General features: G+C 46.7%; 16 protein-coding genes and 1 pseudogene. 5 read left to right on the top strand and 12 right to left on the bottom strand.

What is annotated here, in order from left to right:
- Nucleotides 1-8: 8 nt before the first annotated feature.
- From ACKKE8_RS07525 to ACKKE8_RS07505, 5 genes are all read right to left on the bottom strand, one after another.
- Complete coding sequence (locus ACKKE8_RS07525; RefSeq protein WP_409177617.1) at nt 9-902, bottom strand: nucleotidyl transferase AbiEii/AbiGii toxin family protein; 894 nt, start codon at nt 900-902, stop codon at nt 9-11.
- Nucleotides 903-922: 20 nt separating this feature from the next.
- Nucleotides 923-1,507, bottom strand: coding sequence for a hypothetical protein (locus ACKKE8_RS07520; protein ID WP_409177616.1), 585 nt, complete (start codon nt 1,505-1,507; stop codon nt 923-925).
- A 433-nt stretch (nt 1,508-1,940) separates the two neighbouring features.
- Entirely contained in the window at nt 1,941-2,564 is a 624-nt protein-coding gene (locus ACKKE8_RS07515) for a hypothetical protein (RefSeq protein WP_409177615.1), read from the bottom strand.
- A 198-nt stretch (nt 2,565-2,762) separates the two neighbouring features.
- Complete coding sequence (locus tag ACKKE8_RS07510; RefSeq protein ID WP_409177614.1) at nt 2,763-4,571, bottom strand: response regulator; 1,809 nt, start codon at nt 4,569-4,571, stop codon at nt 2,763-2,765.
- 4 nt (nt 4,572-4,575) lie between these two features.
- A complete protein-coding gene (locus ACKKE8_RS07505; RefSeq protein WP_409177613.1) occupies nt 4,576-5,163 on the bottom strand; it encodes a sensor domain-containing protein in 588 nt (195 codons plus the stop codon).
- 271 nt (nt 5,164-5,434) lie between these two features.
- On the opposite strand from ACKKE8_RS07505, the gene ACKKE8_RS07500 reads away from it, so the two are divergent.
- From ACKKE8_RS07500 to ACKKE8_RS07490, 3 genes and pseudogenes are all read left to right on the top strand, one after another.
- Complete coding sequence (locus ACKKE8_RS07500) at nt 5,435-7,435, top strand: serine hydrolase (RefSeq protein ID WP_409177612.1); 2,001 nt, start codon at nt 5,435-5,437, stop codon at nt 7,433-7,435.
- Between the two features lie 74 nt (nt 7,436-7,509).
- Nucleotides 7,510-7,662 carry a hypothetical protein gene (locus ACKKE8_RS07495; RefSeq protein WP_409177611.1) on the top strand — a complete coding sequence of 51 codons (153 nt, stop codon included), beginning with the start codon at nt 7,510-7,512 and terminating at the stop codon, nt 7,660-7,662.
- A 251-nt stretch (nt 7,663-7,913) separates the two neighbouring features.
- A pseudogene (locus ACKKE8_RS07490) lies at nt 7,914-9,673 on the top strand (serine hydrolase); the annotation flags it as partial.
- Nucleotides 9,674-10,043: 370 nt separating this feature from the next.
- On the opposite strand, the gene ACKKE8_RS07485 reads toward ACKKE8_RS07490, so the two are convergent.
- From ACKKE8_RS07485 to ACKKE8_RS07470, 4 genes are read right to left on the bottom strand one after another with little or no spacing between them, the layout of a single operon-like run.
- A complete protein-coding gene (locus ACKKE8_RS07485) occupies nt 10,044-10,973 on the bottom strand; it encodes an LD-carboxypeptidase (RefSeq protein WP_409177610.1) in 930 nt (309 codons plus the stop codon).
- 54 nt (nt 10,974-11,027) lie between these two features.
- The gene (locus ACKKE8_RS07480; RefSeq protein WP_409177609.1) at nt 11,028-12,395 is read right to left on the bottom strand and encodes a sigma-54 interaction domain-containing protein; all 1,368 of its coding nucleotides are present in this window, start codon (nt 12,393-12,395) and stop codon (nt 11,028-11,030) included.
- Complete coding sequence (locus ACKKE8_RS07475) at nt 12,382-13,143, bottom strand: response regulator (RefSeq protein ID WP_409177608.1); 762 nt, start codon at nt 13,141-13,143, stop codon at nt 12,382-12,384. The genes ACKKE8_RS07480 and ACKKE8_RS07475 overlap by 14 nt, the downstream gene beginning before the upstream one ends.
- Nucleotides 13,130-14,701: an ATP-binding protein gene (locus ACKKE8_RS07470; protein WP_409177607.1), complete on the bottom strand. Its 1,572-nt coding sequence runs from the start codon at nt 14,699-14,701 to the stop codon at nt 13,130-13,132. The genes ACKKE8_RS07475 and ACKKE8_RS07470 overlap by 14 nt, the downstream gene beginning before the upstream one ends.
- A 98-nt stretch (nt 14,702-14,799) precedes the next feature.
- Here ACKKE8_RS07470 and ACKKE8_RS07465 point away from each other — a divergent pair, with 98 nt between their 5' ends.
- Nucleotides 14,800-15,849, top strand: coding sequence for a DctP family TRAP transporter solute-binding subunit (locus ACKKE8_RS07465; RefSeq protein ID WP_409177606.1), 1,050 nt, complete (start codon nt 14,800-14,802; stop codon nt 15,847-15,849).
- 5 nt (nt 15,850-15,854) lie between these two features.
- Here the strand turns inward: ACKKE8_RS07465 and ACKKE8_RS07460 are convergent, their stop codons facing one another.
- The 3 genes from ACKKE8_RS07460 to ACKKE8_RS07450 all read right to left on the bottom strand — a co-directional run bounded on the left by ACKKE8_RS07460 (nt 15,855) and on the right by ACKKE8_RS07450 (nt 18,922).
- A complete protein-coding gene (locus ACKKE8_RS07460; protein ID WP_409177605.1) occupies nt 15,855-17,309 on the bottom strand; it encodes an ATP-binding protein in 1,455 nt (484 codons plus the stop codon).
- Nucleotides 17,275-17,964 (bottom strand): response regulator transcription factor, encoded by a 690-nt coding sequence (locus ACKKE8_RS07455; protein ID WP_007725990.1) that lies wholly within the window; start codon nt 17,962-17,964, stop codon nt 17,275-17,277. Before ACKKE8_RS07455 ends, ACKKE8_RS07460 begins: the two co-directional genes overlap by 35 nt.
- 211 nt (nt 17,965-18,175) lie before the next feature.
- A complete protein-coding gene (locus tag ACKKE8_RS07450; RefSeq protein WP_409177604.1) occupies nt 18,176-18,922 on the bottom strand; it encodes a stalk domain-containing protein in 747 nt (248 codons plus the stop codon).
- A gap of 248 nt (nt 18,923-19,170) precedes the next feature.
- On the opposite strand from ACKKE8_RS07450, the gene ACKKE8_RS07445 reads away from it, so the two are divergent.
- Nucleotides 19,171-20,463, top strand: coding sequence for a dicarboxylate/amino acid:cation symporter (locus ACKKE8_RS07445; protein WP_409177603.1), 1,293 nt, complete (start codon nt 19,171-19,173; stop codon nt 20,461-20,463).
- The last annotated feature ends 13 nt before the right edge of the window (nt 20,464-20,476 follow it).

Raw genomic sequence — 20,476 nt, 5'->3', positions numbered from 1 at the left:
AAATCTTATTACAGTTTTTTTTGAGTTGGACTCGGTAAATTTTCAAACGCATACCCATTAATCCCGGCAAAATCCATCTTTTTACGCAAATCACTGACAAACTGCGTAAAATAAAGCCCTCGATCCATGCTGCCAGCATATTTTCTCAAGTCGTAATCGTAGGATAATGAATCGTATATGTGATGTAAATCATCAACAAGCACCTTTTTCATATCCGCTTTTTTAATAGATGGATCGATACTGCATTCGTTCACGAGCGCCTGTAATGTTTCCTTGAGAGCATCGTTGTCATAGGACGGGTGAGAGAGTAAAAATTTCAAATCGTACAAGTCTTTAAACCTCGGCCTCACAATCGTTTGATGCAGCTTCCAAGCAACCTGGATGGACAAGGGCACAGTGTACGGAACAAGAAAGCTTTCCCCAAAAACAGGTTGGTACTCTAGCGGAACCGGGTCTGCATCCATTTGCAGGTTAAACGAAATATCCAGATTCAGCTCGTTATAGTTATCCGCTTCCCTTGGTTGACCTTTGAAATAATAGGCAATATCCGTATTGATCGTCGGAAAATCATCTGCCATTGCGTAGTCGATATATCTCCAAAATGCATTCTCTCGAAAACTTCTAAACACGACGCCGTCGTTCAGATCCATTTCGGTTACTTGAATCATCCATTGTGTAAATACTTCATGCGCATGTTCGACGTCCCTGATCTTCCCCGCATACAATAAGTCGATGTCATCCGCGTCCCGAATCTCTCGGTTGTCCAAATATTGTCTGGTTAGAAGGCTGCCTTTTAATACAAAGGGCATATTCACTAGAGCAATTCTTCTCAACAGTGCTTCTAAAACAACAAGCTCTCTCGCCTCATATTCCAGCTCTGCTACATCCTCATACGTAATCATCATGATCCTCCATCTAAAAATTAGGAAATCCAGCCGCTGTCCAGTTCTTCGCGGCTGTCATAAATACATAGTTCATATTGTTCTTTGATTAGCCCGATCTGATTTGCTTGCAAAATGGTATGTATCTTTTCTACTCGATCATAAAACTGTTTCGGGCTCTCATATTCTCGGACGGTGATAAATCTCACTTTTCCATTCGCATTCAAAGAGTTTCTCGAAATATGTCCGCCATGGCCCTCACATAAATTTTGTAACGCGGCGACATCATCGACCTGTACTTTGCCATGCCATTCGAAGTAAGGCTTCGAATGTTTTAGGATGGGCTGGTAAAAATACGTTTCTTCCTTTGGAGAAATCTCTACTTTTTTTCGGACGATGGTAAAACCGTTGTTTTGAAACGTAGCTGCAATCTTTTCCATCTCTTTATTGGCTTCATGAAAATCTGGTCGTTTGATTACTCCTGTTATCATCGGTTGATTGATGTAATTTCCCTGATCCAAGACGATCATGACCGGTTTCACTTGTTGCGATTGGCAGAGATCGACAAAAGCTGCCTTTTCATCAAATTGGAGATCGTTGAAGGTAACATGAAACTCAAATTCCATTGCTTCACTCCCTGACTTTCCTTGTATGGCACAATCAATTTTTTCCTTTTCTTCCTAATTTGTATCGACATTTCTTTTCTATTTCTTAACCGTTTCGTTTAAATAAAAAAGTAGAGGTACGTTGAAAATCATTTCTCAACATATCTCTACTTTGTTAGAGTGCTAGTTGCTAACCATTTAGCTTGTGGTTGCTGAAAAGTCCAGAGAGTGTACTTTTATTGACCAATGCCCCAAGATTTCATCGAGTCTTACATCTTGAATCCTAACCTTTAAGCCTAAAGAGCTTTGACACGTAAGTTTTGAAATCTGAACGTTCATCTTTGAGCTTTCATCCTCGTATTCGCTAAATAATTTGTAGGATGGCCTAGTTAACCCACTAGGCAAGGGACTCTCGTTTATCAGCTATTCAAATGACTAGCAAATCACACAACTGTTAATCCACAAGATTGATTTTGGTAATCGTATTGGATTCACTTAGGATAAAATCGACTTCACACTCAAACTCATCGATTTCTTTACTAAGCGTGTCCATTTTCTCTTTCAACTTCAATGGGTCTACGAGCTTCGCTTCATTTTGCTCTTTAAATGGTTTGGAGATGGCTTCCATTTCCGTATCCTTCACCTTGGAGTCTTTGCCAAAGTTCGCTTCGAGCAGCTTTTCCAATCGCAGCTGTACTTCTTCATTTTTCGATTCAACCTGCGTGACAGCATGGTTGTAATCTCTTCTCATTTTCTCCAGCAGTAATTTCTCATATTGAATGGACGTTTTTCGCTCGATTGCTTCGGCAACTGTCATTCTCTTGCCGCTAATCGTTACCATCGTCTTTGCGTTGGACTCGACGATCAGTGACTTAATTTTTTGTCTTCTTTTTATTAAATCAACGACTGATTGGTAGTTGCGCTCTGTCGTTTCCTCATACAGCTCTGTTGAAGTATAGCCAGATACTGGCTTATGTCCAATCGCCGAAGACATGAAAGTCGTTTCATTGATTCCTTTTTGGATTCTTTTATCAAGTAATTTTAATTCTGAGAGTCCTCTTGTGATAGACATTTCCATCGTGTCATTCCTCCTCGTGGAGTTTTGATAGGAGAATTGTTTATGTATATAGGGGTTACATTTGATAGTTTAATATACAACTATCTGTAAATAGCTGTCAAATTGAACGGAGCATTGGTGTGGATTTGTGAAATACCTTTGAGCAATCCCCATTTCCCATACAAAAAGCCAGGGCCTACTCTCCCTGGCTGTCATACGTTACAGAAGTCCTTCCCTTTGCCCTTTTTCTACTGCGTCATCCCGATTCCGCACCCCGAGCTTGTCATACAGAGCCGATGCATAGTTACGCACTGTCCCGTCTGACAAATACAGCTTGGAAGCGATCGTTTTATAGCGCATGCCTTGGGAAAGCATCTGCAAAATCTCCTGCTCCCGCTTCGTTAAACCATAAACATTCTCGTCTTTTTCGCTTATATTCGGTGCAACTAGCAAATCTTCCTGTTCGGTTACTGGCTGTGAATCCAGCATTTTATGAAACAGGTCCTGCGCAATCATCGTACCGCCGCGATGGACGAGGCGAATCGTTTCCGCAAGCTCGCGTGATTCAATTGATTTCAAGAGATAGCCGTCTGCACCACTGCGCATGATTTCCTTGGCTTTTTCCGTATCCTGAAACGTAGACAGGACAAGGACACGAATACCGGGCCATTTTTCCTTGATTCGTTTTGTCGCAGTGATCCCGTCCATATTCGGCATCTCCACGTCCATCAGCACTAGGTCTGGTTCTAGCTCCTCACACAGCTCCACAGCCTGCGCCCCATCCTCGGCCGTCCCGACTACCCGCAGGTCCCGCTGTCCCTCGAGTATAGTGCGCAAGCTATCCCGAATAAACGAGTGATCATCGACGATAAACAAACGAATGATTTCATCGGCGCTCTCCATCAGCCTCGGCACAAAACAAGTAATGAGCGTTCCTTCTCCCCGCTCTGAGTATACGGATACTCTTCCTTGCAATTGAGCGGCCCTCTCTTTCATTGTCGTGATCCCGAAGCCATCCTTCCAGTTTTCCACCCCGTGACCGTTATCCTGTACCTCCAGCCTGGTCTGTTGCTGCTCAAAATGCAAGGAAACGACGATGTCCGTAGCCTGCCCGTGGCGTACGGCATTCGTCAAAGATTCCTGCAAGCAGCGAAACAAGGTCATTTTCACCTGCTTACCAACAGGATACTCTTCTCCGATCGCACGAAACCGCACATTCACCTTTGCATGTGTCTGAAACTCCTCCGCGAGCTGCTTCAGCGAATGAACCAAGGGAAGCGTTTCTTGCGGTGACCCCATCTGATGCAAGTACCCTCTCACTTCCTTCATGCCGTTTCGCGCAAGCTTCAAGAGGGAGTCGAGCTTTTGCGTCCCTTCCTGCGACACCACATCCTGACGCAAGGTTTCCAGCCCCATGATGATCGAGACATAGGAATGCCCCATCGTATCATGCAGATCCTTGGAGAGTCGGTCCCTCTCTTCCAGCAGCGTCACTCTCTCGATTTGGGTGAGGTACTGCTCCAGCACACTGTTTTGCTTGCGAATAATTTCATTTTGCCGATGATTGACGATAAGCAAATGAAAGGCAAACCCCACCACATAAGCAAGCCCTACTTGCGGGAATATCTCGAGCAATTCAATTTTCCGCGAAAAAAACATAATCAACAGTGGGATGAAAACAATCGTAATGGGAGCCGACCAGCGATACGATTTCTCCGCACTATTGGCTGCAATCAAAAAAGCTGGCATCAAAAAAGTAAGGTACGCCTCCGGAAACATAGACGTGAGATAAATCGATAATCCGCCAAACATGAGCATTTCTGCAATCAGGTAGTAACGATAGTTCAGCAGTAAACAAATCCACGGAACAGAAAAAACCATAATTTCCCACAAAATGACAATCCACAAGGGCAGAGTAAGAGAATCTACATATTGTGCGGTCGTAACGGTGAGAAAAAAGCAAATAAGCAAACGTAAAAAAAGCATCACCCAGTCATACCAGGCCCATTGTTTTACGATATCTAACAAACCATCATCTCCTAATTGCTTTGAACATCAAGCGGGTATACCCACCAATTAATTGTACCAGTCCGTTCCCAATCATGGAGCACCCGATCATGAGTATGAATCCCAAACTCATAATTTGCAATGCCATCAGCTCTGAATCCACCGGGATCCCGAAAAAAGTTAACTCCAAATAAGGATAGAGCAACGGTATGAACGCAAAACATATGGGTGCAATGTAGATGAGCACTCCGATCACAAGGCAGATACAGCCTATGACAAATTTTTGCATCAGCCAATAAACCGAAATCCAGTTTCTCACATTCATTAATTCCGCCTTTGCCTGCATCCATTGATTTCCCTCTGCTCTTTGTCTCGTTTCCAAAGGTTCTATCGAAATATCAGTATAAATCTTCGTCTGAATACGTTCATGCTGGACAAAGATTTGGGTTGTACGCAACACATTGGTGAGCAACGGAATTCCCACTACGGTAAATGACAAGGCCAAGCCAAGCATGATACTGACCAAGTAAAAACATACATAAAATAACCCCGAGGCAAATGTAAACAGCAAAAAGATAACATTTTGAACGTTGCGCATGATCGCTCTTTTCATCTAAGCTAATTCTCTCCTATCTATACCTTTTTCCGACACGATGATGACGGTCTGCCCTTACCGTAATCCACTACGCGTCACATGAGCCAGTATCAAAATGTCATATGACAGGCTAAGTCATGTCATTTCATCAAAGAATTTTGTAAGTCGGAAAAGTGATGACAGAAAGTAACTACCGAGTATGACGCGAGCTTTGCCATACTGTGCTCAAGCGCTCACTTTCGGAGTCGGTGCGTCAAAATGTGTTGCCACAACAAAAGGAGAATCTCACATGAAAAAAGTGATACAAAAAATGAGTCTCGTCGTTTTTCTTCTCTCCACGACCTTGATTGCCGCGTGCACGCAGCCGCTAAATGCTGTGGAATCCAATCAGGCTTCTTCCATTGCTGCCAAAGGACCGCTGGATGCCAAAGAAATAGAAGCGTTTGCCGATCCACTGTTTGCAGAGAAAATGAAAGAATATAATGTGGCTGGTTCCAGCTTTGTTGTCGTCCGTGATGGCAAAGTCATCGTGAACAAAGGCTACGGCTTTGCTGACAAGGAAAAGAAAATCCCTGTTGATAAAGACACGGTGTTCCAAATTGCCTCAGTATCGAAAACCTTTACCGCCTTGGCTGCCATGCAGCAAGTCGATGCGGGTAAAATTGACCTGCATGGCAATATAGAGGAATATCTCGGTGGGCTAAAAATTCCGAATAAGACAGGAAAACCGGTCACCATGTACGACTTGCTCACCTACACAACCGGCTTCGAATTGCCTGACGAAACTACCTTTACCGGTCCACAATACATCGGGCAGGACATCTCTATGGATGAATTCCTTCCAAAGCACATGCCGACCGTCATCCGACCACCTGGCGAAGCCTATACGTATGATAATACAGGATTCTTGCTCGCTGGCTACGCCGTGGAAAAAGCAAGTGGAATCCCCTTTGCCCAGTATATGGATGAAAAAGTGTTCAAGCCTCTCGGAATGACCTCGACCAGTGTACGTTTCAAGCCTGAGCTCTTGAAGAGAATGGCTGCCCATTACGATCTTAATGGCGAGCCACGTCCGGCAGAAGGACACGCTCCAACTGATGGTCCGCAGGGAAGCATTCTATCAACAGCAGAAGACATGGCAAAGTACATGATCATGCAGCTGCAAAACGGAAAATTTGACGGCAAGGAAATCGTCAGCCAGAAAAGCATGGAATTGATGCATACGCACCAGATTTTCGCGGAGAAGGACATCCCGATCACAACCGTAGGCTTTGAAAACTATTTTCCAGAGTATGCAAATGGTCAGCACGTTGTTTTGAAGGGCGGAAACATGCCAGGCCATTCTTCCCTGATGGTATTGATCCCGGAACAAAAAACCGGCTTTTTCATGTCCTACAACAATGATACAATGATTAGCGCTGATATTTACAAAGAATTCATGGATCATTATTTCCCCGAAAAAGCCAAAGCAAAAGCAGATCCAGAGCCTGTTTACTTGCCCTTGAGTGAAGCGGATGCGCAAAAATATTTCGGGCTGTATCAAAATACGCGTGCCTATTGGACTCGCACTTCTATTACCTATGAGAATGGATCACTCGTGCTTGAGGGTAAGGAAACCGGAAAACAAAAGCTGCGAATGATTCACCCATTGCTATTTGTAGATGAGGAAGGCGAAAAACTCGCGTTCAAGGAAGACAAAAACGGTAACATCAAATACTTCTATCATACAACACCAAAAGGCGTTAGCCTTGCTGCCGATTCACAAAAAATGGAAATGAAAAACACCTACTCAGACGTCCCTAACACCAGCAGCTATAAGACCCATATCAACAACCTCAGCGCCTTTTCCATTATGGGAGCGAAAACAGGAAGTAAATTTGATCCTACAGGAACCATGACACAAAGCGAATTTGCTGACGCCCTGATCAAAGCACAAGGCCAGTACGTAATGGCCGGAAGTGAAGACGGAATTAGACAGCAATTGGCCGCGGGCATCCCTAATTTGAACCCATCGGCACCAATCACAAGACAAGTAGCTGCTGCCATGATCCAAAATTTAAAGCAGCTTGAACCTGTAGCAACCAGTAAAGTGACGCTGCAAGACACAGCCGATGCATGGGCAGCAGATGCGATCACTGCTCTTGTTTCACAAGGCATCGTCGATCCTGACACGAAGGTAAACGCAGATGGCTCTTTCACATTCCGTGGAAAAGATTTACTGAAGCGCCAAGAAGCAAGTGCCTTGCTTGATTTAGCGTTTGGCTACTATTCATTGCCGATTAAACGATAAGCAGCCTTTTCCTCTTTTTGGGATAAAGTAGGGACTTGTTGTATACCCTACTCCTTTGAGGGAGGTGACTGGTCGTGGAAAATAGCGATAAACACAAGGGACAAGCTGAGCAAAAAAATTCAAGTGACTTGAATGAGAAGCAAATCGAGCTTCAGCATCAATATCAAATGTTCCCTACCCCGGATGAAAAATGCGCTTCAAAAGTGATTACTGAGCTGAAAGATTAATAACTACTCTCCCCCACTGTATGGCTGTTGAGAAACTCGACAGCCTTTTTCATTTGCTCCGTAATGCGCTGAACGCGATATGAGAGAGTGCCAAAATGCCATATGACAGAAAGTAACTACCGAGTATGACACAAGCTTTGCCATATTGTGCTCAAGCGCACACTCTCGGAGTCGGTGCGCCAAAACGTGTTAGCAAAAACCTAAAGGAGAATCATGCTGCCACTAACATAAAAGGACAGCTGGATGCCTAAGAGATAGAAGCGTTTGCCGATCAACTGTTTGCAGAGAAAATGAAAAAATTTAATGTAAAAGGTTCCAACTTTGTTGTCGTCCGTGATGGCAAGGTCATCGTGAACAAAGGTTACGGCTTCGCTGACAAGGAAAAGAAAATTCCGGTTGATAAAGACACGGTGTTCCAAATTGGCTCTGTAACGAAAACCTTTACCGCCATGGCCGTCTTGCAGCAAGTAGATGCGGGCAAAATTGACCTGCATGGCAATGTAGAGGAATATCTCGGTGGGCTAAAAATTCCCAATACGACAGGAAAACCGGTCACCCTGTACGACATGCTTACCTACTCAAGCGGCTTCGACCGTCATCCGACCACCTGGCGAGGTCTATACGTATGATAATACTGGATTCTTACTCGCTGGCTACGCCGTGGAAAAAGCAAGCGGAATCCCATATGCCAAGTATATGGATGAAAAAGTGTTCAAGCCTCTCGGAATGACCTCGAGTAGCGTACGCTTGAAGCCTGAGCTTTTGAAGAGAATGGCTGCCCATTACAGACCTAATGGCGAGCCACATCCGGAAGAAGGATTCATTCCAAGTGATGCTCCACAGGGAAGCATTCTATCAACAGGAGAAGACATGGCCAAGTACTTGATCATGCAACTGCAAAACGGAAAATTTGACGGCAAGGAAATCGTCAGCCAGAAAAGCATGGACTTGATGCATACTTACCAGATTTTCGCGAAAAAGGACATCCCGGTCACAACAGTAGGCTTTGAAAACCTTTATAGAGAGCTGGCAAATGGTCAGCACGTTGTTTTCAAGGGTGGAAACATACCTGGCCATGCTTCCCTGATCGTATTGATCCCAGAACAAAAAACCGCCTTTTATATGTCCTACAACAATGATTCGGACATGAGATCCGATATTTTCAAAGAGTTCATGGATCATTATTTCCCGGAAAAAGAAAAAGCAGAGCCTGATTACTTGCCATTGAGTGAAAAGGAAGCGCAAAAATATATCGAGCTGTACCAAAATACGCGTGGCTTTTGGACCCGCACCTCGCCTACGAGAATGGCTCACTCAAGCTGGAAGATAAAAGCAATGGAAAACAAAAGCTGCGAATGATTCATCCACTGCTGTTTGTAGATGAGGAAGGCAATAAAATCGCGTTCAAGGAAGACAAAGACGGTAACCTCAAATACTTCTATTATTCCACGCCAAAAGATGTCACACATGCTGTTGCCCATTCACAAAAAGTGGATAGGAAAGAGACTTACTCAGACGTCTCTGACACCAGTAGCTATAAGACCTATATCAACAATCTCAGCGCTCTTTCCATTATGGGAGCAAAAACAGGAGGTAAATTTGATCCTACAGGCACCATGACATAAGGTGAATTTATTGATGCCTTGGTCAAAGCATATGGCTGGTATGGATTTTCTGGGGATAAAGACAGGAATAGACAGCAATTGGCCGCGAGCATCCCTGATTTGAACCTTTCGGCACCTATCTCAAGACAACCGCTGCTGTCATGATCCAAACTTTGAAACAGCTTGAACCGGCGGCAACCAGCAAAGTGAATCTGCAAGACACAGCCGATGCATGGGCAAAAGATGCGATCAGTACTCTTGCTTCACAAGGCATCGTCGATCCTGATACGAAGATAAGCGCAGATGGCTCTTTCACATTCCGCGCAAAAGATTCGCTGAAGCGTCAAGAAGCAAGTGCCTTGATTGATTTAGTGTTTGGTTATCATTTTCTGCCGATTAAGCGGTAGGCAGCTTTTTCCTCTTTTTTGGGGTACAGTGGGTACTCTTCTCCATTGAGGGAGGGGACTGGTCGTGGAAAATAGCGATAAACATTAGGGACAAGCTGAGCAAAAAGATTCAAGTGAATGGAATAAGAAGGAAGTCGAGCTTCAGCATCAATATCAAATTTTCACTATCCCGGGTGAAAAACGTGCTTCAAGAGTGATTACCGGGCTGAAAGATTCATAGCTGCGAAGAAAAGAAGAATTAGGAGATTCCCTTCCCCTATTTTAAGGCTGTCGAGAAACTCGGCAGCCTTTCTTCGTCTAGAAAAAGGAATCCACTTATTGGAACTCTGCAATGGTTGGGGAAGCCTTCTTGAAAGAAAAAGCATTCTCGTTATATAGTTACACTCTCTTCGATCACCAGTTCACCATTTGTCGCGTCGAGACTGGCCTCTACGCCCAGAGGGAGAGCGATGTTGCACGCGCCATGCCCGATCTGAATGTTCCAAATGGTCGGTTTTCCGTACGGTACGACGATATTTTGAAACACATCCCAGACAGAGAAGCCTTCGCGCTTTTTCGGCTCACAATCGGTCCATGTCCCGATAACGACGCCCGCACAATCATCAAACAAGCCACCCAAGGCAAGCTGTGTCAGCATGCGGTCAATCCGGTACGGCTCTTCGTCGATATCCTCCAGGAACAACAGCTTGCCTCTCGTATCGAGCTGGTAGGGTGTCCCCATCAAGGCGGAGACAAGCGCGAGATTCCCACCGACTACGGGTCCAGCTGCCTGACCTTCGACGAGACAGACGATTTCTTCCCCAGGCGGATTAATGATCGCTCCCAATGGCTCGGGTCGAGTCATGGCGCGCAGCAAATATTGCTTGGACCAGTCATCCAGTCCATGTGCGATGTCTGAGGTAGCCATTGGTCCGTGAAGGGTAGCCAGATTCGCCCATTGTCCGAAAACGGTATGTAGCGCCGTAATGTCACTGTAGCCGATAAACAGCTTCGGGTTTTGGGCGATGAGGTCATAATCGAGCAAGGGCAGGATTTGTGGGGAACCGTAACCGCCGCGCATGCACATGATCCCGTCCACTTCCTCGTCGACGAACATGGCATTCAGCTCAGCCGCCCTGTGCTCAGGAGTTCCCGCCAAATACCCACCGTACGATTCTCGGCACGTATCCGATATTTTCACCTTGTATCCCAAACCTTGCAGCTCTGCCATTGCTTTGTTCAGCACTTCTTCTGTAGCAGGGCTAGAGGTTGCCACTACTCCGATTGTATCTCCCGCTCGCAATGCTTTCCCTTTGTTCATCTGACCACTCTCCTCCTCCGGTTTCTCTCCCCATTATCGTATCGTACATCTGTGTCAAATGGTGCATAGCCATTTTCGCAGCTTGCGACTTGCAGACGGCTGGCTGATTCCGAGCGCTTCCGCTACCTTTGTCGTTGTCTTATGCTGCTCATACGCCCGGTGCATGAGCTGGCGCTCAACCTCGTCCATGGCATCCTGCATCGCCATCACACGATCGACCTTGATTCCTTTGTGCTCACTGTATTCTTGGTTATGAATATAACGCGGAATTTGCGCGGGCGTAATGAGGACATCGTTCGACGTGACGACGAGCCGTTCCACCACATTTTCCAACTCTCGTACATTGCCAGGCCAATCGTATTCGCTGAGGATGCGATAGCAGGTATCTGTGAGCTGTCTTTCCAAACAGTACTTTTGCGAAAAGACATTGAGAAAGTAATGAACGAGCACGGGTATCTCTTCCTGCCGTTCGCGCAGCGGTGGAATTTCCAATGGAACGACATGAATGCGATAGTACAAATCCTCGCGAAACCTGCCTTCCTTGACCATTTGACGCAGGTTTTTATTCGTGGCAGTGATCAGCTTTACATCTACTTTTCGCGAAACAGAGCTACCTACGGGCGTAATGGTTTTTTCTTGCAACACATTCAACAGCTTCACTTGCAAGGAGAGTGACATTTCTCCGATCTCGTCCAAAAACAGCGTGCCTCCGTTTGCCTTTTCAATCAAACCTGCCTTGCCATCCTTGTCCGCTCCTGTAAAAGCACCCTTTTCATAGCCAAACAGCTCTGATTCCAGCAATGTCTCAGGAATGGCTCCACAGTTGATGTGCACGAATGGCTTGTCCACTCGCGGACTGCACTCGTGGATGTATTTGGCCAGCACGCCTTTTCCGACACCCGATTCTCCTAACAGGATCATGGATGATTCTACCTGTGACAGTTTTTTAGCCATCATCGCGACCTGCTCCATGGACTGACTGCGATAGATCAAGCTAGTCTCTCCCTTTTTTCTGTTGTTCTCCTTGGTCATTTCACTCTGCAAGACAGTCCCAACATATTTGACTTCATGTAATTCCTGCTGTAGTTGCTCCTGGCTTGTTATATCAATGAACGTATGGATCACTCCGCTAAATTTTCCTTCCTGATCCCAAATCGGTGTGCCTTCGACAAAAAGCTTGCGATTTTTCCGGGTGGTTTGAATCGTGTGTACCTTTTTCTTGTCACGAATGACCCGCATTGTGATCGTTGGCGCAAAATAACCGAGATGATGAAACTCCTCGATCGGCTTGCCCATCATCTCCCTGGGATCGATTCCGAAAAATTCCTCGTATCGTTCCGAGCCATACAAGGTTCTGCCTTCTGCGTCTGTTACATGCACGATATCAAACAGCGAGCCTATCAGGGCTTCATAATCGATCATGGCGCTCTCTACCTCCCGTGCCCCCCGCATCTTGTGGAGTGACAAGTAGATAGCGATTTGTCGGTCTGCCTACCCCACCATAGCTGACATCCATTCGGACACTCCCGCTCTTCTCCAGATAGTCCAAATACCGCCTGGCCGTCACTCTCGCGATCCCTACGCGTTCGGCCACGTCATCTGCCGAGAGCGGCTGACTCTCTTTCTCGATTTGGCGCATGATTTGCTCCATGGTGACAGCGTGCAGTCCCTTCGGTAGCACTGCCCTGCCTGTAGTAGCTTCGGCTTGTTCTTTTTCCGGGCTTTTGCGGAATAACAGCTGGTCGACCTCATCCTGGGATGCGGTTCCCTCCCAATCAATCCGTCGGCGAAACTCCCGATAGTTTTCCAACGACTGCTTGATCCGTTCAAACTGAAACGGCTTGATAATATAGTCCATCGCCCCATTGCGCAGCATAGACTGGATCGTGGTCTTGTCCTTTGCAGCTGTCACGACGATGACGTCCACAGCATGTTTGGCGGCGCGCAACTCCATCAGCGCCTTCACCCCGTCCTGGATCGGCATGAAAATATCAATGATCACCAAGTCAGGAGTGAGCTCATTCACTAGCTTGAGTCCATCTGCCCCGTTGGCTGCAATTCCGACCACGACAAAGCCCGGTACACGCTCAATGAATTGCTTGTTGATTTCCTGTACCATCGGATCGTCTTCCATAATCAGTACGCGAATGTTATCGTTATCCTTCTCCATGACTTTCCACTTCCCCCATCGGAAACGTTATGAGAAAGCTGGCCCCTTCTCCTCGTGCCGAATGGCAAACCAGCTCGCCTCCCCCTTTATTGACCAATTGATGCACCAGATGCAGACCAAGTCCACGGTGCGCACGTTCTTTCGTAGAAAATCCCCGTTCCAGCATGCGTTGGCGCGTCTCTTCGTCCATGCCGATTCCGTTGTCCTCCACCAGAATGGAACAAATCTCTTCGTCTTGCTCGATACTGATCATGATCTCCTTATCCTCGCGTTCGATTCGCTCCAGAGAATCAAAGGCATTCTCGATCAGATTCCCCAAAATAAGCACGAAATTATGATGATCCATGTACGGCGGAAAACGTTCCAGATGACTCCTGCGATCAATGACGACACGGATGCCCAGCTCTCTTCCGCGACTTACTTTGCCAATCAAGAGCCCAGATAGATTCTCATCCATGATCCGCGTCGTTAAAAAGGAGGTGAGCTCCTCCTGCTGCTCGTTGACCTCGAACAAGTACGCGAGCGCCTTTTCATGCTGATGGAGCTGGAGCAAGCCCGCGATGGTATGCAAATGGTTCATGTGCTCGTGATTTTGTACCCGCAGTGCACCGACGAATTCTCTTACGCCTGTCAGCTCCTCCGCCATTCTCGCTACTTCTGTTCTGTCCTGAAAAATCGCAATCGCGCCGACGATCTTTTCCTCGACCTTGATCAGAAAACGGTTGGACCAGAGCAGTGTATTGCCGACGTGAATTTCTGTGTTGGTAAAATTCTGGCGAAGCTCCAGCACTTCTGGTAATCTGGTGTCGTGCAGGACAGACCGTATTTGCTTGCCCAGCACCTCTCCTTCTATGCCAAAAATTTGCTTCGCCCGGTCGTTAAAAATCGTGATTCTCTCCCGAATGTCGATGGCGATGACCCCCTCGTGCATAGCATGGAAGGTCGCGGTTCTCTCTACCAGGATTCGTGCGATTTCGTCCGGCTCCAGGTCGAGCATCTGCTTTTTCATGTGACGGGCCAACTGATAGGAGCCCCACACCCCGAACAATAAGGAGAAGAAAAAGGTCAGCGCGATATTGTTTCGCTCACTGTACAAGATCCCCCAAACATCAGGCATGACACGTCCGACCAAGACAACACCCACCTGCTGATGCTGGTCATCCATGATTGGCACGTAGGCCCGCAAAGCCGTTCCCATCTCTCCTTTGACTTTTTGAAAATAGGAGTGCTCGGCATAGGCCTCATCAACCGCAGGATCCATAAACACCGTACCAATCCGCTCATCTAGCGGGTCTGAGTAACGGACACGCTCCATATTCAGCACGACGATATACGTCACATCGTTGACGACGCGCAAGCTATTTGCTGTCGGTTGGATGACCTTCCACCCGTCTGGTTCCTGAATGCTTTTTTGTACATTGGGAATCGTCGCAACCGTGCGCGCTGTGGTCATCAGCCGTTGTCCCAGTTGGGTTTCCGTAATCCGAATAATCCCTCCGGCCATGATCAGGTTTCCGATAATCAAGGAAAAAAGAACGATTCCGACGGAGAGCAGCATAATCTTCCATTTAATTGTTAAGCGTTCGAACAGGTTCGTTCTTTCCTTTCCATTGGGTTTGCAACTCAAATTCATTCAACGTAAGCAGGTGTATGAAAATGAAATCGTTGGTAACCAGTACATTCATTGTCCTTCTCGGACTTGTGAGCGCTGTCATTATAGGCTTCGGACCGGATCTCCTGATGGAAAACAGAGGATACGACGAAGAACAGGTAGGACTGTCCAACCAAATTATTATCAAGTTCAGCCACGTGATCGCGGAAAATACGCCAAAGGGGCTAAGCATCGAACGATTTTCCCAGTTGGTGAAGGAAAAGACAAACGGACGTGTAGAGGTACAGGTCTTTCCCAACAGTATCCTTCACACCGAGAAAACCGAGATGACTGCCTTGCAAAACGGAGAGATCCAGATGATCGCACCTGCATTCTCCTATCTCTCTAACAGCATTCCTGAGTGGGCTGTCCTTGATCTGCCTTATCTGTTTCGATCGCAAGAAGATGTCGAAACGGTATTCAATGGAGAAATCGGCCAAATACTATTTGATAAGCTAGAAGATTCCGACATGAAAGGACTCGCCTTCTGGGGAAGCGGCTTTAAGCAAGTGACAGCCAATCGCCCGTTGATCATGCCTTCCGATTTTGTCGGTCAACGATTGCGCATCATTCCAGGCAACGTGATCGAAGCTCAGTTTCGCACGCTCCAGGCAATCCCTGTAGGCTCTTCCTTCAATGAATTATACAGCATGCTGGCTACCGGAAAAGTAGACGGCGAAGAAAATACGATCTCCAATGTGTACACCAAACGACTCTACCAAGTACAAAAGCACATGACGATCAGCAATCACAGCTATCTGGGTTATGCCGTCGTGATCAATAAAACGTTTTGGAACAACCTCCCCGCCGATATTCAGCAGGCCATATCTGAAGCGATGCAGGAGGCGACAGCTTACAATAATCAATTGGCTGTTTCGATGAACGACAAACAGCTGCGCTTGCTCCAAGAAAATGGTGAAATGCACATCCACATCCAGACAGCAGAAGAACGTGCCGCCTGGATCGAAGCATTGCAGCCAGTCTACGATCAATTCGCTCCGAGTATCGGACAACCATTGATGCAAAAAATCAGAGAGCTCCACCAACGCCGGTGAAGCTCTCAAGCAATCTCCTCGCTCTGCTCCTTGCGCTCGGGCAAAATCAGCGTAAAAACAGATCCCTCTGACGTGCTTTTTGCGAGGAGGAGATCGCCGCCAAGAGCCTTCGCCATCATGCGAGAATAGGACAGCCCCAAACCGAGTCCACGTACTTTGTCTTTTTTATTGCTTCCCCGAAAGAAACGCTCGAACACAAGAGGCTGTTCCTTTGCGGGTATTCCTGGCCCATCGTCTTTGACGTCGATTCGTAAATCCATGTTCGTTTCGTAGAGAGTGAGCTCTATGTTCCCAGCCTCACCGACAGCCTGTTTCGCGTTGTTCAAAAGGTTAATCAAGATTTGCTGCACACGGCCCGGATCGACATAGATCATCGTCTGCTTCTCCAGAACCCCAACGGTAAACGAGACGTGACCGAGGTCGTGGACAATCTGCCATTGTGAGGCGATCTCGCGGATCAGCTTGTTCACGTTTTGCTCTTCCTGACAAACCGTGATCGCTCCTACGGCAAATGAATTGAAGTCTAGCAAATCCTCTACCATTTTTTGCAGGCGCTTTGTTTCCTTTAGGCAGATTTCTAAAAACTCCTTCTGCTCCTCACCGGAAACCACCTCGTCGTTAATTGCCTGGATTAATCCGCTAATGGACGTAACGGGGGTTTTCAGCTCGTGTGTCACCCCAGCCAAAAGCTCTGTTCGCATGCTTTCCAGCTGCCGAAGACGGTCGGCCATTTCCGCAAACGTATGCACCAGCTCGTGAATTTCCTTTTCCTTGATCGTTTTATTGATCAAGACGTCGTAGTTTCCTTCTACGATCTGTCGTGCAGACATCACCACATTTTGAATCGGCTCAGACAGCTTCCGCGCGTGAAAATAAATAACCGCCCAGCCAAGTACACCCAAACTGCCCAGCATAATGACCAAATATTGGATTTCTTCTTTACCTACCTTGATATCTGTTTCTGGGAAAAGCAAGATCACCTTGCCAATGATTTGACCATTGTACTCCAAATACTTCCTGATTACATACAGGGTCTCACCTGACGGATGCCTCACTTTATTTCGCGTGTCCGCCTGCTCCAACAACTCAGGTGCTGCCTGCTGCAAAGGAGGCGGGAGCTTGGTTGGCCGACTGTAAACGACCTCTCCTTTTACATCTTCAATGAACAAAATCAGATTGCGATCAACACCCATAAACTTGCGCCGATTATCCAATACCTGATGAAGTTTTTCCCCTACCAAGATATTTCCAACATCATCGACGACTCGATCAGCCACTTCCTCTGCAAACAGTCGCGTGACCTCGATCTGCTTTTCAATCGCAGCGTACTTGATCCAATAGGCAGAAACAGCCCCAATGATGAGCAGTCCGATCACGAGGGTCAGTAGATAGCGTGTGGTCCAATAGCGCAGCAGTGATACGGGCTCATTGTTTTTTATAAACACAGAATTGATACCCAACCCCTCTTTGCGTCTTGATCTCGCCTTCCTGAACTGGCCAATTCTCCAGTGTCTTTCTGACCCGCTTGATCGCCAGGTCTACAGCCCGGTCACTGCCACCATAGTCCATTCCCCATACTTGTTCGATCAATTGCTCGCGGGTAAAGGTCTGATTCGGATTTTGTGCCAGAAAAAGCAGCAAGGACAAATCACGCGGGTGAAACGTCAGTTCGAGACCGTGCAACGTCACGTGGTGGGACTGAAAGTTTATTTTTAAGCTTCCAAATAGTCGGGTTTCCTGATCTTTTACCAAAATAACGGAGCGGCGCAACACCGCATTGACTCGTGCAACTACTTCATCCGCGACAAAAGGTTTCGTTATGTAGTCATCAGCGCCTTGATTGAGTCCTTTGAGCTTTTGGTCTGTCTGACCGAGCGCAGTCATGATAATGACCGGACAGGAGCTCTTTTCGCGAATGTACTGGAGGATCTCCCAGCCGTTGCGTTCAGGGAGCATGACATCCAACAGAACCAGATCCGGCTTTTTTTCGTCAAAAAGCTCCATCGCCTCGATTCCGTCGTTCGCTTGCCAGACCTCATACCCTGCCTTTTGCAAATAAGCCTTTAGCACGCGCGATATCACCAGTTCATCTTCTACCAACAAAATGCTTTTCATAACTTCCCTACCTGATTTACAGACATATGATCATTCCTATTCGAGAATTCTCGCATGGTCTCTCTAATAGTCTACGTACTTCTATTCTATCAGTTTACAACCTCGTATTAAAATTTGGCTTTGATGTTTTTGGAAAATAGGAAAAAAGCCTTGCATCCTGTGAAAAGGAGCAAGGCTTTTTTTGTGAGAAACGTCCCCACTTTAGATCATTTTACACGTCAAAGTTGATGTCTTCGTCGCTAGCATCGCCTTCGAACTCATAAATCGTATCGTCAGTGTCGCTGTCGATGACTTCACCTGTAATGTCGGCATCTTCGAAATCCTTGTCGTCCCAGATATCTTTGATAATATCTTCAACGAGAGCCTCTACATCGCCATCGTCATCCAGATCTTCGAACTCATCTTGGTATTTATCCAGATTGATCTCGATTTCTACGTCGACATCATCCTCATCGCCACTCAGAGAGATGCTCCATTTGAGGTCTTTGTAGTCATCATAATCAGAATTCAGATCATCTTCCAGATCATCCAAGGCATCCTGAATATCATCATCGTCGTTGTTATTATTGTTTTTCTTGTTGTTTTTCAAATCAGAGATCTCTTTGTTCAGGCTATCGATGGTGTTTTGCAGGCTTCTGATTTGAGCATCACGTGCAGCCAACTCGTTTGCGTGCTGGGAGTTCGCCTTGTCTTTTACCGTGATGGTGTACTTCGTGCCATCCCATGCTACATCCTTGCTGAACACGTCCGCCATCATACGAAGTGGAATGTACGTCGTTCCGTTTACGATGAATGGTTCGATTGTAGTCGGAACAGCTGCGCCGTTATAGATAACTTTAATGTTGTTGTACTTAGCTTGCAGATTCTTCGTTCCAGTCGCTGCTTGAGAGCTCGTCGGAATAAGTGTGGTAGTCAGAATCAACGCTGAGGCAATCGCCAGATATTGCTTCTTGAACATAGAAAGTCCTCCATTCTCCCGGTTGTCTATTTCTTTCGTGTCACTATGTACATCTCTTACTTTACCTATCGTTCGTGTCGAGAGTATGTCAACAATCGATTTTTTCCTTTCCAATTTGAGGGGACTTCTGTGACCAAAAGGACCAAAACAACCAATATGACCGTATCATTTTCAATTTTTCACACAATTTATACAATGCGAAAGAGAGAGATAAAGCGCTTTCAAATCTTGGAGGAGGAGTGGATTCTATGCGGATCAACTTTAAAAATCTGACCGTACAGGTCGTTATTGCCATCATACTCGGTATCCTAGTTGGTCATTTTGCACCTAAATTTGGCGCAGAGCTGAAGGTGTTGGCCGATATTTTTGTCAAACTGATCAAAATGGTCATTCCACCGATTGTCTTCTTCACCGTAGTGAATGGAATTGCCAGTATGGGAGACATGAAAAAGGTCGGTAAGATCGGCGGCAAAGCGCTGCTCTATTTTGAAATCGTTACCACAATCGCATTGGCAATCGGACTGCTCGTGGTCAACATGATCAAGCCTGGGGTAGGCTTTGACAAAACGGGCCTGACTAGCGGGGACGTCTCCAAGTACACGGAGGCTGCCGCTTCGAGTAACAACGGTTTTATTGATTTTATTACGGGGATCATTCCGGAAAATGTCGTCGGGGCTATGGCAAATGGCGAGCTGTTGCCCATTCTGTTCTTCGCTGTCCTGTTTGGCCTCTCACTCGCTGCCATGGGTCAAGCGTCCCAGCCTGTCATCAAGCTGTTTGATAAGCTGGCACACGGATTTTTTGGTGTCGTCAACATGATCATGAAGGTTTCTCCATTGGCTGCATTTGGCGCGATGGCGTACACGATTGGCAAATTCGGCATCGGTTCGCTGACCAGACTGGGCCTTTTGATGACGGCTGTTTACATCACGATGTTTTTGTTCATTATTCTCATACTTGGCGGTATCGCACGCTACCACAAATTCAGCATCTTCTCGTTTATCAAATACATTCGGGAGGAAATCCTGCTCGTACTCGGCACATCCTCCTCAGAATCCGCTCTACCGAGAATGATGGATCGGCTGGAGAAGTACGGCTGCTCCAAATCCGTTGTCGGTCTGGTCGTACCGACGGGCTACTCGTTTAACCTGGATGGTACCTCGATTTATTTATCTATGGCTGCCATTTTTATCGCCCAGGCATATGGCATCGAGCTCAGCTTCTGGGAACAGGTCACCCTTTTAGGAATCCTGATGATTACGTCAAAAGGGGCTGCCGGTGTCACAGGTTCTGGTTTCATTACACTCGCCGCTACCTTGGCCGCCTTCCCTATCATTCCGGTCGAAGGCATTGCCCTCTTGCTCGGCGTTGATCGATTCATGTCAGAAGCTCGTGCCATCACGAATCTGATCGGAAATGGCGTCGCTGCCGTGGTCATAGCCAAGCATGAAAATGAGTTCCATCCGGGACGCGTCCAGCAAACAGACGAAACCGCCATCGAATCGGACAACGATTCAGACGCAAAACCGATCATGGCCTAGTCTATATAAAAAA

Source organism: Brevibacillus fortis (genome assembly GCF_046196545.1).
GTDB lineage: Bacteria > Bacillota > Bacilli > Brevibacillales > Brevibacillaceae > Brevibacillus > Brevibacillus fortis_A.
This window is presented reverse-complemented; position numbering and strand designations above follow the sequence as displayed.